Origin of the sequence: Lutibacter oceani (assembly GCF_003384935.1) — a bacterium.
Taxonomy (GTDB): Bacteria; Bacteroidota; Bacteroidia; order Flavobacteriales; family Flavobacteriaceae; genus Lutibacter; species Lutibacter oceani.
The window spans coordinates 320,753-335,012 of the sequence record NZ_QTTQ01000009.1 but is presented as its reverse complement, the minus strand read 5'-3'; the positions used below and the strand labels follow the sequence as shown (position 1 = coordinate 335,012).

Genomic DNA, 14,260 nt, shown 5'->3' with positions numbered 1-14,260 from the left:
ATGGAAAAAGTAGTAGTAGCATACAGTGGAGGTTTAGATACATCTTATTGTGTAAAATATTTGCAACACGAATTAAATTTAGAAGTTCATAGTGTTTTGGTAAATACCGGTGGTTTTTCAGCAGAAGAACTAAAAGTTGTAGAAGCTAAAGCTTATGAAATGGGAGTTAAATCTCATACAAATAAAAATATATTAGAAACATACTATCAAAAAGCAATCCGTTTTATGGTGTATGGAAATGTATTAAAAAATAATACGTATCCACTTTCTGTGAGTGCTGAAAGAGTGTTTCAAGCTATTGAAGTTGTTGAATATGCTAAAAAGATTGATGCTAAATATATAGCACACGGAAGTACTGGAGCCGGAAATGACCAAGTTCGATTTGATATGATTTTTCAAACATTGGCACCTAATATTGAAATTATAACTCCAATTAGAGATTTAAAATTATCACGTCAGGAGGAAATTGAATATTTAAAAAAACATGGTGTTGATTATCCTTGGTCTAAAGCAAAATATTCCATTAATAAAGGTATTTGGGGAACCAGTGTTGGTGGTGTTGAAACATTAACATCACATCAAGGTTTACCGGAATCTGCATATCCAAGTCAATTGGAAAAAACCGAACCAACAACAATTAAATTACATTTTAAAAATGGGGAATTAGTTGGATTGAATGATGAAATGGATTCTTCAGTAAACACTATTTTAAAATTAGAGGACATAGCATCGAAATATGCCATTGGAAGAGATATTCACGTTGGAGATACCATTGTTGGAATAAAAGGAAGAGTTGGTTTTGAAGCTGCGGCAGCAGTTGTAACTATAAAAGCACATCATTTATTAGAAAAACATGTGTTATCTAAATGGCAACAAAACTTAAAAGAGCAATTGGCAAGCTGGTATGGAATGTTATTTCATGACGGTCAATATTTTGAACCGGTAATGCGTAATATTGAAGCGTTTTTAGAGGATTCACAAAAAACAGTTTCAGGTGAAGTTTTTGTAACGTTAAAACCATATCATTTTAGTTTAAACGGAATTGAATCTCCACACGATTTAATGAAATCGAAATTTGGTGAATATGGAGAAACAAATAAAGCTTGGTCTGCAGATGATGCAAAAGGGTTTATTAAAATTTTGGGAACGCCAAATAAAATATTTCACAGTGTAAATTCAGAATTATGATTAAAGCAGGAATAATTGGTGGTGCAGGTTATACAGCAGGAGAATTAATAAGATTGTTAGTTCATCACCCATCTGTAGCTATAGATTTTGTTTACAGTACTTCCAATGCTGGAAATTATATTTACGATGTACATCAGGATTTATTAGGAGCGTTAGATTTAAAGTTTACCAATACCATAAACTCTAATGTTGATGTTTTGTTTTTGTGTTTGGGACACGGAAATTCAAAAAAGTTTTTAGAAGCTAATAAGTTTTCTGATAGTACTAAAATTATAGATTTAAGTAACGATTTTAGGTTGATAAAAGATGCTTCTTTTCAAGGAAATGAGTATGTTTATGGATTGCCTGAATTGCAACAAGCAAAAATTGAGAAAGCCAATTATATTGCAAATCCGGGTTGTTTTGCAACAGCCATTCAATTAGCATTATTACCATTGGCAGAAGCAAATTTATTAAACAATTCAGTTCATATAAATGCTACAACAGGCTCAACTGGGGCTGGTGTTTCACCAAGTGAAACAACACATTTTAGCTGGAGAGATAATAATTTTTCAGTATATAAGGCATTTACACATCAACATTTAGGAGAAATTTCGGAAAGTTTAGGATTGTTGCAACCTAATTTTTTAGACGAACTGTTTTTTATTCCAAATAGAGGGAATTTTAGTAGGGGAATTTTTGCCTCCATTTATTTAAAATTTGACGAAAGCCTTGAAGCTGCTTTTGAATTATTTGAAGATTTTTATAAAGATGCAGTTTTTACTAAAATTTCAAAAAAACCAATTCATTTAAAACAAGTTGTAAATACAAATAACTGTTTTTTACATCTTGAAAAACACGGAAATCAATTATTAATAACTTCTGTTATTGATAATTTATTAAAAGGAGCATCCGGGCAAGCCATTCAAAATATGAATTTAATGTTAAGATTAAATCAAACAGAAGGATTAAAATTAAAAGCTAATTCTTTTTAACAAAAAAGTATAAAACCAAACTCATGAAAATAGCAATATTAGGAACTGGAAATTTAGGATATTCAATTGCAATTGGGATTTTAACACAAGACAATTTTAAATTTAAGAACCTGTATTTAACAAAGCGTAATATAGAATCGTTAGATTCCTGGAACAAATTACCTAATGTTAAAATTTCAACAGATAACAAGAAAGCAGTTCGTTTTTCAGATGTTGTTATTATTGCTGTTCAACCTAAACAATTACAAGAGGTTTTAGAAGAAATAAAGGATGTAGTTAACCCAAAAAGGCATACAGTAATTTCTGTAGTTACAGGTAGAAAAATACAGGATATAGAAGGGGTTTTGGGAACAGATATTTCTATTATAAGAGGTATGCCAAATACTGCTATTTCTGTTGGACAATCTATGACATGTTTGAGTTCAAACCAAAAAGGAAAACTGCATGTGGAATCTGCAAAAACAATATTTAATTCTGTTGGTAAAACAATGTGTATTGAAGAAAAATTAATGCAATCTGCAACGGTAATATGTGCAAGTGGAATTGCTTTTTGGATGCGTTTAATACGCGCAACAACACAAGGAGCTGTACAGTTAGGTTTTGATGCCGAAGAAGCACAGGAATTAGCAGTTCAAACCTGTTTGGGAGCTGCAAGTTTATTGGTGAAATCAGGGAATCATCCAGAACAGGAAATTGATAAAGTTACAACTCCAAGTGGTTGTACAATAGAAGGTTTAAATGAAATGGAGCATCAAGGGTTAAGCTCTTCTTTAATAAAAGGTTTGGTAACTTCATTCGAAAAAATTAATCAGATTTAAATAAAAATTATGGAATTATTTGATGTTTATCCGTTATATAATGTTACACCGGTAAAAGCTAAAGGAGCTTATGTTTGGGATGAGAATAATGTAAAATATTTGGATTTGTATGGTGGTCATGGAGTAATTTCTGTTGGACATTCACATTCGGAATACGTGCAGGCTTTATCTAATCAATTGAGTAAAATTGGATTTTATTCTAATTCTGTTCAAAATCCATTACAAAATGAATTAGCAGAAAAATTAGGAAAAATTTCAAATTGTGAAAAATATAACTTGTTTTTATGTAATTCAGGAGCTGAAGCTAATGAAAATGCTTTAAAATTGGCTTCATTTATTACTGGGAAAAAAAGAATTATTTCATTTAATAATGCTTTTCATGGTAGAACATCAGCTGCTGTTGCTGTTACAGATAATTTAAATATCAATGCGCCAATAAATCTTCAGCAAAAAGTTACTTTTTTACCCTTAAATAATATTGAATTGGTAATTCATGAACTTGGAAAAGGGGATGTGGCTGCTGTTATTATTGAAGGAATTCAGGGAGTTGGAGGTTTAGATGAAGGAGAAAAAAAATTCTTTAAAAAAGTAAAAAAAGTCTGTAAGAAAAATAAAGCGCTATTAATTTTAGATGAAATTCAATCTGGTTATGGTAGAAGTGGAATGTTTTTCGCTTTTCAACATCATAAAATAAAACCAGATATTATAACAACTGCAAAAGGAATGGGAAATGGTTTTCCTATTGGAGGCGTTTTAATTTCAAAAAAAATTAAAGCTAAATATGGAATGCTAGGAACTACTTTTGGAGGTAATCATTTGGCTTGTGCAGCTGCAATATCAGTATTAGATATTATCGAAAAAGAAAAATTGATTGATAATGTAAATGAAGTTTCAGCTTATTTTTTAGAAGAAATTAAGTCTGTTCCAAAAGTAAAAAAAGTAAAAGGAAATGGATTAATGCTTGGTGTTGAATTTGATTTTGAAGTAGGTGAATTAAGAAAGAAATTAATTTTTGATAAGCATATTTTTACTGGTGGATCTAACAATAAAAATTTATTAAGAATATTACCTCCTTTAGCTTTAACAAAAGAAGAAGTTGATATTTTTATAAAGGCTTTAAAAGAAGTTTTAGTTTGATGAAAGGATTAACATTAATAGAAAAAAACAACGTTTTAAAATCTATGGCACAATTAATTGCTTCAGAAAAAGAAGTAATTATTGACGTAAACAAACTAGATATTTCCAATTATAACGGAAATGATTTAGCCATGTATGATAGATTAAAAGTTGATGAAACTAAAATTGATGGGATGATTTTATCATTGGAGCAGTTAATTGCCGATGTTGATCCTGTTGGAAAAGAATTGTACAATTTTACACATGAAAACGGATTAAAAATGACCAATAAAACTGCACCATTTGGATCAGTTTTAATTATTTATGAATCTAGACCAGATGTTACAGTTGAGGCTGCTGGAATTGCTTTTAAATCTGGAAATAAAATAGTTTTAAAAGGAGGAAAAGAGTCGTTAAATTCAAACATAAAAATTGTTGAATTATGGCATAGAGCCTTGCAAGAAAACAATATTTCAACAAATTGGGTGGAATATTTGAATTATAACAGAACGGAAACTCAAGCATTTTTACAAAATCCAACCCAAAAAATTGATTTAATTGTACCACGTGGTGGAGAAAAATTAATTGCATTTGTTAAACAGTATGCTACTTGTCCTGTTATAGTTAGTGGGAGGGGGAATAATTTTATTTATGTTGATACTGAAGCAGATTTAGATATTGCATTAAGTGTAATTTTAAACGGTAAAACAACAAAAATATCAGCTTGTAATGCTGTAGATAAAATTTTGTTTAATTATAATTTACTTAATAAAGAGGTTTTTATAAAAAAAATAATTCAAAAATTGGTTGAAGCAAATGTTGAAATACTTGGAGATGAACCATTATCAAAATTTGAAAATGTAGCTGCTATTAATTCTCAAAAAATTTGGTTTGAAGAGTTTTTAGATTATAAAATTGTATTAGGATTCGTTCAAAATTTAGAGGAAGCTGTTTCAAAAATAAATAAATATAGTGGTGGGCATTCGGCTGTTATCATTACAAATAATAATAACTCTGCTCAAAATTTTATGGAAGCTGTCGATTCTGCTGCGGTTTACCAAAATGCTTCTACACGTTTTACCGATGGTGGTCAGTTTGGTTTGGGAGGAGAATTAGCAATAAGTACTGATAAATTACATCATAGAGGTCCAATGGGATTACAACATTTAGTTACTAACAAGTGGTACGTTTACGGAAATGGGCAAATCAGATAAAAAAAGAATTTTATTAAAAATTGGTTCTAATGTGTTAACAAAAGAAACCAACCATATTTCCAGGGGAAAAATTGAAGATATAGCTTGCCAGATTGCCGATTTAAAAGGTAACTATGAGTTTGTAATTGTAACTTCAGGAGCAATTGCAGTGGCAAAACAATTTGTGCAATTAGAAAGTAATGGAAAAGAAATTAATGTAAAACAAGCATTAGCATCTATTGGACAACCACATTTAATGCGTATTTATCAGGAAAGTTTTAGAGAATTGGGTTTGCTTACATCACAGTGTTTATTATCGTATTCCGATTTTAAAAAAGAAGAATCAAGAACTAATATAAAAAACACCATTAATGTATTGGTTAAAAATAGCTATATACCAATTATAAATGAAAATGATACGGTTGCAACAGATGAAATAAAATTTGGTGATAATGATAAATTATCGGCATTAACAGCGTCTTTGTTAAATGTTGATTTATTAATTATTGCAACAAATACTAATGGTATTTATACAAAAGAATCTATGGATTCAGAAAGTGCTAAAACTATAAAAGAAACATCTGATATAAATTCATTAAAAAATCAAATCAAAAGTTCAATATCTTTACATGGCACTGGAGGGATGACAACTAAAGTTGAAGCTGCTGAAATTGCTCAAAAAGCTGAAATTGAAACTTGGATTGTAAATGGATTAGCAGATAATTTTATAGTAGATGCTATTAATAAAACATCTGAGTTTACCAAAATAATTACAAAATAGAATTACAATGAGACATTACCTAAATATCAATGATTTAGACGACTTAAAAAAAACAGTTCAGGAAAGTATTGAATTAAAGAAAAATGAACTGGAATTTAGTTTTCTGGGTAAAGGAAAAACTATTTGTTTATTATTTTTTAACAATAGTTTACGAACGCGTTTAAGTACTCAAAAAGCAGCTCAAAACTTAGGTTTAAATTGCATAGTAATGAATTTTGGAAGTGAAGGATGGGAATTAGAGTTTGAAGATGGAGTTGTAATGAATCAAAGTAAGTCTGAACATGTAAAAGAAGCAGCTAAAGTTATAGCGCAATATTGCGATTTAGTTGCAATTAGAGCATTTGCTTCATTAACAGATAAAGAAAAAGATAAGGAAGAAATTGTGCTTGAAAATTTCAAAAAATATGCTGGGATACCCATAGTTAATATGGAAAGTGCAACAGGGCATCCACTGCAAGCCTTAGCAGATGCTATTACTATGGAAGAATACAAAACAACGCATAAACCTAAAGTTGTTTTGTCTTGGGCACCACATCCAAAAGCATTGCCACATGCGGTGGCAAATTCATTTGTTGAAATGATGCAATTACAAGATGCTGATTTTGTAATTACACATCCTGAAGGGTATGAATTGGATCCTGATATTACCAAAAATTGTAAAATAGAATACAATCAAAAAAAGGCATTTGAAAATGCTGATTTTGTGTATGTTAAAAATTGGAGTTCGTTTAAAGAATATGGAGAAGTTATGAAAAGCGATTCTGATTGGATGCTAACAGCTGATAAAATGAAACTGACAAATAATGGTAAATTTATGCACTGTTTACCAGTGCGCAGAAACGTAATTGTTACTGATGAGGTGATAGATTCAGAAAATTCAATTGTGATTCAGCAAGCCAACAACAGAACCTATTCAGCGCAAATTGTATTGAAAAAAATATTGGAGAATTTATAATCATAAATCGTCATTCTGAACTTGTTTCAGAATCTCAGCATATATTTAAAATGAGTAAACAAACCTTACAAATAGTTAAAATAGGAGGAAATGTTATTAATAATGAAACAGTATTAAATGCGTTTCTTAAAGATTTTGCAGCTTTAAAAGGACCAAAAATATTGGTTCATGGTGGTGGTAAAAGAGCTTCTGAGATTTCTTCTGCAATGGGTTTAGAGTCTAAAATGATTAATGGAAGACGTGTAACAGATGCAGCTACAGTTGAGGTTGTAACTATGGTTTATGCTGGTTTATTGAATAAGAACATTGCAGCTCAACTTCAAAAGTATAGTTGTAATGCTATAGGCTTGTCTGGTGTGGATGCTAATTGTATTTTGGCTCATAAGCGTATTGTAAAAGATGTTGATTATGGTTTTGCCGGAGATGTAGATGCTATAAATTCTCAATTTATTCATTTGTTACTTCAAAATAATGTTACTCCAGTTTTTTGCGCAATTACCCATGATAAAAACGGACAATTATTAAATACAAATGCCGATACTATTGCTTCAGAAGTAGCTATTGGAATGAGTGAATTGTACCTTACAGATTTAAATTTTGTATTTGAATTAAAAGGTGTTTTAGAAAATATTGAAGATAAAAATTCTGTAATTAAAGAAATTAATTCTAAAACTTACCCAAAATTAGTGGATAAAGGAATTATTTCAGATGGAATGTTACCTAAATTGCATAATTGCTTTAATGCTTTAGAAAAAGGTGTTAATAAAGTGAAAATAGGTGATGTTACTTTAGTAAAAGAATCAATAAAATTATATACCACATTAACATTATAAAATGATACAACAACTTACAGTTGAAGCTATAGAATTATTGAAAGAATTAATTTCAAAGCAATCGTTTTCAGGAGAAGAGAATGAAACAGCTTTGTTAATTATGCAATATTTTTCGCATCACGAAATTTCTTTTGAAAGTGATAAACACAATGTTTGGGCAAAAAATAAACATTTTGATAGCTCTAAAAAAACAATTTTGTTGAACTCGCACCATGATACAGTAAAACCAAATAAAGGGTACACGCGTAACCCTTTAAACCCAGAAATTACAGATGGGAAATTATATGGTTTAGGAAGTAATGATGCCGGCGGTTGTTTAGTTTCTTTGTTGGCAACGTTTACGTATTTTTATAACAGAGAAAATTTAAAATATAACTTTGTTATTGTGGCTTCTGCTGAAGAAGAAAATTCAGGACCAAATGGTTTAAATTCAATGTTGAAAATTATTCCTGAAATTGATTTTGCCATTGTTGGCGAACCAACTTTAATGAATTTAGCTATTGCAGAAAAAGGATTAATGGTTTTAAATTGCGAGGCAAAAGGAACCGCCGGTCACGCAGCTCATGGAGTTGGAGATAACGCAATTTACAATGCAATGGAAGATATAAATTGGTTTCAAACTTTTGAATTTCCCAAAGTATCTGAAACATTGGGAAAAGTAAAAATGACAGTTACTCAAATTGAAGCAGGAAGTCAGCATAATGTAATTCCTGCAAGTTGTAAATATGTGGTGGATGTACGTGTAACAGATGCGTATTCAAACCAAGAAGTTTTTGAAATTATTCAGTCAAACGTAAAATCCGAAGTTTGTCCGAGGTCTTTGAGATTGAATTCATCTTCAATACCAAAAGAACATCCAATTGTAAAAGCTGGAATTAAATTAGGAAGAGAAACATACGGTTCTCCAACACTTTCAGATCAGGCAGTTTTAACATGCCCTTCATTAAAGCTAGGACCGGGGCAAAGTTTGCGTTCGCATACAGCTGATGAGTTTATTTATTTGAACGAAATTGAAGAAGGGATAGAATTATATATTAAAATATTAAATGAAATAGTATAAAAAATATTGGTGATTGAGCGGGGTCGAAATCACTTTTATTAGAAGACTAAAAAAACAATAATTATGAAACTTTGGGATAAAGGATTTTCAACCGATAAAAAAATAGATTTATTTACTGTTGGTAATGACAGAGAGTTAGATTTAATTTTAGCAAAATATGATGTAATTGGAAATTTAGCACATGCTAAAATGTTACATAAAATAGGTTTGTTAACTTCTGAAGAAATTAAAAATTTAGAAATTGAATTAAACGTAATTTTAAAAACTATTGAAGAAGGAAAATTCACTATTGAAGATTCTTTTGAAGATGTGCACTCAAAAGTTGAGTTTTTATTAACTGAAAAGTTAGGCGATACAGGTAAAAAAATTCATACTGCACGCTCTAGAAACGACCAGGTTTTAGTAGATGTGCATTTGTATTTAAAAGATGCTTTAAAAGAAATTAATGCCGAAGTTGATGAATTATTCGATTTATTAATTTCGCTGGCTGAGCAGTATAAAAACGTATTATTACCAGGTTATACGCATTTACAAGTTGCAATGCCATCATCATTTGGAATGTGGTTTTCTGCATATGCTGAAACCTTAATTGATGATATTTACTTTTTAAAAGCAGCTTATAAAGTTGCAGATCAAAATCCATTAGGATCTGCAGCTGGTTATGGAAGTTCTTTTCCAATTGATAGAGATGAAACTACCAAATTGTTAGGTTTTGAAACATTGAAATATAATTCAGTTGCAGCTCAAATGGGAAGAGGGAAGTTGGAAAAAGCTGTTTCATTTGCTATAAGTTCTGTTGCAAGTACATTGTCAAAAATGAGTATGGATATTTGTTTGTATATGAGTCAGAACTTTAATTTTATCTCTTTTCCAGATGAATTAACAACAGGGTCTAGTATTATGCCCCATAAAAAAAATCCGGATGTTTTTGAGTTAATTAGAGGAAAGTGCAACAAATTACAAGCTTTGCCTTATGAATTTACATTAATTACAAATAACTTGCCAAGCGGTTACCATAGAGATTTGCAAATGTTGAAAGAAGGGTTGATTCCATCTTTTTCAACTCTAAAATCTTGTTTGGAAATGTTAACCTATTCTTTAAGAAATATAGGTGTAAGAAAAAATATTGTTGAAGAAGAAAAATACTTGTATTTATTTAGTGTTGAGGAAGTTAATAAATTGGTTCAAAATGGAACACCTTTTAGAGATGCCTATAAAATTGTAGGTAAAAATATAAATGAAGGTACTTTTCATCCTGATAAAACTGTAAATCATACGCATAAAGGAAGTGTAGGTAATTTATGTTTAGATGAAATTGTAGCTAAGAAAAATAGCGTCAAATAAAATTAATGCAATACTTTTTTATTCGTAATTATAAGTTACACGCATTCCAAATAACTTCATTTGGAGTAGGGGCAATTATTAAAATCTGTTCTTTAGTAACAGGGTGAATAAATTCAATTTTTCGCGCATGCAAATGAATGCTGGCATCTTTATTACTTCTATCAAAACCGTATTTTAAATCGCCTTTGATTGGGCTTCCAATTGAAGCTAGCTGGCAACGGATTTGGTGGTGTCTTCCGGTTTCTAAATCAATTTCTAGCAGGTAATAATTATCAAGAGATTTAATTGTTTTGTAATGAAGTATTGCTTTTTTACTTCCATCAATTTCAGAAGAATAAGAGGTTGATTTATTATTCTTCGGATTTTTTCTTAAATACCCAATAAGTGTGTCTTCAGTTTTTAAAGGTTTGTTTTTTACAACTGCCCAATAGGTTTTGTTAACCTCCTTATTGCGTAACATTTTATTAAAACGTTCCAACGCTTTTGAGGTTCGTGCAAATACTACAATTCCAGTTGTTGGTCTATCCAGTCTATGAACAACTCCTAAAAATACATTACCAGGTTTGTTGTATTTGTCTTTAATATATTCCTTAACAATTTCGCTTAAAGGTGTATCTCCTGTTTTATCACCTTGAACAATGTCTCCTGATTTTTTGTTTACAACAATTAGGTGATTGTCTTCGAATAAAACTTCTAAATTGTTTTTGGTTGAAGCCATTTTATAAATTATCTTCTAAACTTTGATTTATATCACCAATAAAATTAAGTAATTCTTCTTTTCCGTCAGATGAAGTTGCTGAAGTAATAAAATATTGTGGCATTTCTTCCCAAATTGTATTCGTCATTTTTTTTGAATAGTTTTTAATATTTCTATTCAATTCAGAAAGTTTTAGTTTATCAGATTTTGTAAAAATAATACAAAAAGGAATCTCATTTTCACCTAAAAACTCCATAAACTCTAAATCAATCTTTTGAGGTTCATGTCTGCAATCTACTAAAACAAAGGTGCAAATTAGTTGTTCACGTTGTAAAAAGTAGTTTTTAATAAAACTTTGAAATGTTTTTTTTATACTCTTTGAAACTTTTGCATAGCCATAGCCAGGTAAATCAACCAAAAACCAATTATTATTTATTTTAAAATGGTTTATAAGTTGTGTTTTACCGGGTCTTCCAGATGTTTTTGCTAACTTATTTTGACCAGTTAACATATTTATTAAGGAAGATTTTCCAACATTAGATCTTCCTATAAATGCGTACTCAGGAAGTCTTTCTTTTGGACATTTAGAAACATCACTATTGCTGATTACAAAATCAGCGGTTTTAATTTTCATTGTTTATAGGTTTCTCTCATTTAACCAATTTTCAAGAATTCTATTAAATTCTTCTGGATGTTCCATCATAGGTGCGTGTCCGCATTTATCAACCCAGTATAAATTAGCATCAGGCATTAGTTTTTGGAAATCAACAGCTACTTCTGGTGGTGTAACGGTATCATTTTTTCCCCAAATAATACAGGTTGGTGTTGCCATATTTGGTAAATCATTTGCCATATTATGTCTAATTGCACTTTTTGCAATTGCCAATGTTTTTATTACTTTACTTCGGTCATTTACAGAGTCAAAAATTTCATCAACAACTTCTTTTGTTGCTACTTTAGGATCGAAAAAAACCTCTTCGGTTTTGGATTTAATATACTCGTAATTTCCTCTTTTTGGATAGGTATCACCCATTGATTTTTCATACAATCCAGAACTTCCTGTTAATACCAAGCCAGCAACATTTTTTGCATTTAATTTAGTAAAATACAACGCAATATGTCCTCCTAAAGAATTTCCAAGTAAAATAGCCTTGTCAATTTTTTTATAGCTCATAAATTCCTTTAAAAACTTCGATAAATTTTTAACATTGGTTTTTAATAAAGGAAGTTTATATATTGGTAATTCAGGAATTATAACTCTATATCCTTGTTTAGAAAAATGGTTTAGTACTGCATCAAAATTACTTAACCCACCCATTAGCCCATGAAGAACAATTATTGGTTGTCCTTCTCCAGCTTCCACATAGGAGTATTTTCCTTCGTTGATAAGATTCTTGCTCATTAAATTTCAATTTTTAAGCCTTCTGCAAAGGTAGTTTTTTTTTCGAAAATACGGTTAATTTCTATAGGGTAGCGTTTTTATTATTAATTAACTGTTTTTCATTGAAGTAACTGTAAAAACAGTAGTTGTGGTAAAAGTTATCAACAAAGTGGGTAAAAGTGGAAAAATGTGGGAAAAAATTTATACTTTTGATTTTATACAAAGTCATAATGGTAAATTTAATTGGAACATATGAAGGAAAAGCTGATGCCAAAGGAAGGCTGCTGCTTTCTGCTGCATTAAAAAAACAGCTTGATCCAATTGTGGAAGATGGTTTTGTTTTGAAACGCGCTGTATTTCAGTCATGTTTGGAGTTGTACCCAATGTCTGAATGGAATGTTTTAATGGAGAAAGTGAATAAGCTAAACAGATTTAATAAAAAGAATAATGATTTTATTCGTCGTTTTACTGCGGGGGTTAAAATTATTGAATTAGATAATTCTGGAAGGTTGCTAATTCCGAAAGATTTACAGTCTTTTGCCGGAATAACAAAAAATGTGGTTTTATCGTCAGCTTTAAATATTATAGAGATTTGGGATAAAGATAAATACGAAAAGGCTATTGATGATGCAACTATTGATTTTGCTGATTTAGCGGAAGAAGTTATGGGAAATGTAACAAATGACGACGATGGAGTATCATAAACCTGTATTATTAAAAGAAAGTGTTGATGGTTTAAATATTAAACCTGATGGCATTTATGTGGATGTTACTTTTGGTGGAGGTGGTCATTCAAAAGAGATTTTGAGTAGGTTAAATGAAAAAGGAAAGTTGTTTGCTTTTGATCAAGATGAAGATGCGCAAAGAAATATAATTGAAGATGATAGATTTACTTTAATACCCCAAAATTTCAGATTCATAAAAAGGTATTTAAGGTTTTATGGCATTAAAAAAGTAGATGGAATTTTGGCTGATTTAGGTGTTTCTTCACATCAATTTGATGAAGCTGAAAGAGGTTTTTCAACTCGTTTTGATGCTGAATTGGATATGAGAATGAACAAGGAGGGAGAGCTATCAGCTTATGAGGTTGTTAATAATTATGATGAGGAGAAGTTGAGTACTATCTTATTTCAATATAGTGAAATGAGAAATGCTCGAGCAATTGCAAAAAAAATAGTAGAAGCACGTTCAGAAAAAAAGATAAAAACAAGTTTTGAGTTAAAGCAAGTTTTGAGTGAATTTGTGCCAAAAGCAGTTGAGCATAAAGTGTTGGCTCAAATATTTCAAGGTATTAGAATTGAAGTAAATCAGGAAATTGAAGTATTGAAAGATTTTTTGTTGCAAGTGCCTGAGATCTTAAATGAAGGTGGAAGATTAAGTGTAATTTCTTATCATTCTTTAGAAGATCGACTTGTAAAAAGATTTATTAGAAGCGGATTGTTTGAAGGTGAACCCGAAAAAGATTTTTATGGTAATATAACCGTACCAATGAAAAAAGTAGGGAAATTAATAGTTCCAGGTTTTTCTGAAATAAAAGAAAACAACAGGGCTAGAAGTGCCAAATTAAGAATAGCAACATTAGCTTAAATGTCAATTATAAAATCGAGTATATATAACCTTCTAAAAGGGGAGTTTTTAGTAAGTAAAGACTCTTTTAAAAACTGGCGTTTTATATTGTTTGTAGTGGCTTTACTGTTGTTAATGATTGCAAGTTCACATAGTTCAGATAAAAAAGTAATGGAAATTGCAAGGCTTAATAATGAATTGAAAGAACTAAGAGCTGAATTTGTGGATACCAGATCTATTTCTATGAAAATGAGATTGGAGTCTACTGTTAGAAAAAAGGTAGTTGATTTAGGGATAAAACCAAGTGAGCAACCACCACAAGTTATAAAAGTAATCTCAAAAAAATAAATTTAA

Annotated in this window: 16 protein-coding genes; 13 read left to right on the top strand and 3 right to left on the bottom strand. The window is 30.3% G+C overall.

Features of this window, described 5'->3' with window-relative positions; translation table 11 throughout:
- From BX611_RS01580 to argH, 10 genes are all read left to right on the top strand, one after another.
- On the top strand, positions 1–1,188 hold the full coding sequence (locus tag BX611_RS01580; protein ID WP_115877735.1) for an argininosuccinate synthase: 1,188 nt from the start codon (positions 1–3) through the stop codon (positions 1,186–1,188).
- A complete protein-coding gene (gene argC / locus BX611_RS01575; protein ID WP_115877734.1) occupies positions 1,185–2,162 on the top strand; it encodes an N-acetyl-gamma-glutamyl-phosphate reductase in 978 nt (325 codons plus the stop codon). The genes BX611_RS01580 and argC overlap by 4 nt, the downstream gene beginning before the upstream one ends.
- A 23-nt stretch (positions 2,163–2,185) precedes the next feature.
- Positions 2,186–2,980 carry a pyrroline-5-carboxylate reductase gene (gene proC / locus BX611_RS01570; RefSeq protein WP_115877733.1) on the top strand — a complete coding sequence of 265 codons (795 nt, stop codon included), beginning with the start codon at positions 2,186–2,188 and terminating at the stop codon, positions 2,978–2,980.
- Positions 2,981–2,989: 9 nt separating this feature from the next.
- Positions 2,990–4,117 (top strand): aspartate aminotransferase family protein, encoded by a 1,128-nt coding sequence (locus BX611_RS01565; RefSeq protein ID WP_115877732.1) that lies wholly within the window; start codon positions 2,990–2,992, stop codon positions 4,115–4,117.
- The gene (locus BX611_RS01560; RefSeq protein WP_115877731.1) at positions 4,117–5,310 is read left to right on the top strand and encodes a glutamate-5-semialdehyde dehydrogenase; all 1,194 of its coding nucleotides are present in this window, start codon (positions 4,117–4,119) and stop codon (positions 5,308–5,310) included. Before BX611_RS01565 ends, BX611_RS01560 begins: the two co-directional genes overlap by 1 nt.
- Positions 5,294–6,070: a glutamate 5-kinase gene (gene proB, locus BX611_RS01555; RefSeq protein WP_115877730.1), complete on the top strand. Its 777-nt coding sequence runs from the start codon at positions 5,294–5,296 to the stop codon at positions 6,068–6,070. The genes BX611_RS01560 and proB overlap by 17 nt, the downstream gene beginning before the upstream one ends.
- Positions 6,071–6,077: 7 nt before the next feature.
- Entirely contained in the window at positions 6,078–7,025 is a 948-nt protein-coding gene (locus BX611_RS01550; RefSeq protein ID WP_115877729.1) for an N-acetylornithine carbamoyltransferase, read from the top strand.
- Positions 7,026–7,075: 50 nt separating this feature from the next.
- Positions 7,076–7,858, top strand: a complete 783-nt coding sequence (gene argB / locus BX611_RS01545; RefSeq protein WP_115877728.1) for an acetylglutamate kinase — start codon at positions 7,076–7,078, stop codon at positions 7,856–7,858.
- A 1-nt stretch (position 7,859) separates the two neighbouring features.
- Positions 7,860–8,918 carry a M20 family metallo-hydrolase gene (locus BX611_RS01540; RefSeq protein WP_115877727.1) on the top strand — a complete coding sequence of 353 codons (1,059 nt, stop codon included), beginning with the start codon at positions 7,860–7,862 and terminating at the stop codon, positions 8,916–8,918.
- A gap of 63 nt (positions 8,919–8,981) precedes the next feature.
- Positions 8,982–10,262, top strand: coding sequence for an argininosuccinate lyase (gene argH, locus BX611_RS01535; protein ID WP_115877726.1), 1,281 nt, complete (start codon positions 8,982–8,984; stop codon positions 10,260–10,262).
- A 28-nt stretch (positions 10,263–10,290) separates the two neighbouring features.
- Here argH and BX611_RS01530 read toward each other — a convergent pair whose 3' ends face one another.
- Genes BX611_RS01530 through BX611_RS01520 form a run of 3 tightly spaced genes read right to left on the bottom strand, consistent with a single transcriptional unit; the run spans position 10,291 to position 12,361 of the window.
- Complete coding sequence (locus BX611_RS01530; protein ID WP_115877725.1) at positions 10,291–10,980, bottom strand: RluA family pseudouridine synthase; 690 nt, start codon at positions 10,978–10,980, stop codon at positions 10,291–10,293.
- 1 nt (position 10,981) lies between these two features.
- Positions 10,982–11,593, bottom strand: a complete 612-nt coding sequence (gene yihA, locus BX611_RS01525; protein ID WP_115877724.1) for a ribosome biogenesis GTP-binding protein YihA/YsxC — start codon at positions 11,591–11,593, stop codon at positions 10,982–10,984.
- Between the two features lie 3 nt (positions 11,594–11,596).
- On the bottom strand, positions 11,597–12,361 hold the full coding sequence (locus BX611_RS01520; protein ID WP_115877723.1) for an alpha/beta fold hydrolase: 765 nt from the start codon (positions 12,359–12,361) through the stop codon (positions 11,597–11,599).
- A gap of 209 nt (positions 12,362–12,570) precedes the next feature.
- Between BX611_RS01520 and mraZ the strand changes: the two genes are divergently transcribed.
- The 3 genes from mraZ to BX611_RS01505 are packed head-to-tail and all read left to right on the top strand — an operon-like array spanning position 12,571 to position 14,254.
- Positions 12,571–13,044 carry a division/cell wall cluster transcriptional repressor MraZ gene (gene mraZ / locus BX611_RS01515; protein ID WP_115877722.1) on the top strand — a complete coding sequence of 158 codons (474 nt, stop codon included), beginning with the start codon at positions 12,571–12,573 and terminating at the stop codon, positions 13,042–13,044.
- Complete coding sequence (gene rsmH, locus BX611_RS01510; protein WP_115877721.1) at positions 13,031–13,927, top strand: 16S rRNA (cytosine(1402)-N(4))-methyltransferase RsmH; 897 nt, start codon at positions 13,031–13,033, stop codon at positions 13,925–13,927. Before mraZ ends, rsmH begins: the two co-directional genes overlap by 14 nt.
- A complete protein-coding gene (locus tag BX611_RS01505; RefSeq protein ID WP_317047864.1) occupies positions 13,928–14,254 on the top strand; it encodes an FtsL-like putative cell division protein in 327 nt (108 codons plus the stop codon).
- Positions 14,255–14,260 lie beyond the last annotated feature (6 nt).

Coding starts and splice junctions, on each gene's coding strand:
- BX611_RS01550 (WP_115877729.1), top strand. CDS start 6,078: ATGAGACATTACCTAAATATCAATGATTTAGACGACTTAAAAAAAACA.
- BX611_RS01530 (WP_115877725.1), bottom strand. CDS start 10,980: ATGGCTTCAACCAAAAACAATTTAGAAGTTTTATTCGAAGACAATCAC.
- argB (WP_115877728.1), top strand. CDS start 7,076: ATGAGTAAACAAACCTTACAAATAGTTAAAATAGGAGGAAATGTTATT.
- proC (WP_115877733.1), top strand. CDS start 2,186: ATGAAAATAGCAATATTAGGAACTGGAAATTTAGGATATTCAATTGCA.
- mraZ (WP_115877722.1), top strand. CDS start 12,571: ATGGTAAATTTAATTGGAACATATGAAGGAAAAGCTGATGCCAAAGGA.
- BX611_RS01580 (WP_115877735.1), top strand. CDS start 1: ATGGAAAAAGTAGTAGTAGCATACAGTGGAGGTTTAGATACATCTTAT.
- BX611_RS01520 (WP_115877723.1), bottom strand. CDS start 12,361: ATGAGCAAGAATCTTATCAACGAAGGAAAATACTCCTATGTGGAAGCT.
- BX611_RS01540 (WP_115877727.1), top strand. CDS start 7,860: ATGATACAACAACTTACAGTTGAAGCTATAGAATTATTGAAAGAATTA.
- argH (WP_115877726.1), top strand. CDS start 8,982: ATGAAACTTTGGGATAAAGGATTTTCAACCGATAAAAAAATAGATTTA.
- rsmH (WP_115877721.1), top strand. CDS start 13,031: ATGGAGTATCATAAACCTGTATTATTAAAAGAAAGTGTTGATGGTTTA.
- proB (WP_115877730.1), top strand. CDS start 5,294: ATGGGCAAATCAGATAAAAAAAGAATTTTATTAAAAATTGGTTCTAAT.
- yihA (WP_115877724.1), bottom strand. CDS start 11,593: ATGAAAATTAAAACCGCTGATTTTGTAATCAGCAATAGTGATGTTTCT.
- BX611_RS01565 (WP_115877732.1), top strand. CDS start 2,990: ATGGAATTATTTGATGTTTATCCGTTATATAATGTTACACCGGTAAAA.
- argC (WP_115877734.1), top strand. CDS start 1,185: ATGATTAAAGCAGGAATAATTGGTGGTGCAGGTTATACAGCAGGAGAA.
- BX611_RS01505 (WP_317047864.1), top strand. CDS start 13,928: ATGTCAATTATAAAATCGAGTATATATAACCTTCTAAAAGGGGAGTTT.
- BX611_RS01560 (WP_115877731.1), top strand. CDS start 4,117: ATGAAAGGATTAACATTAATAGAAAAAAACAACGTTTTAAAATCTATG.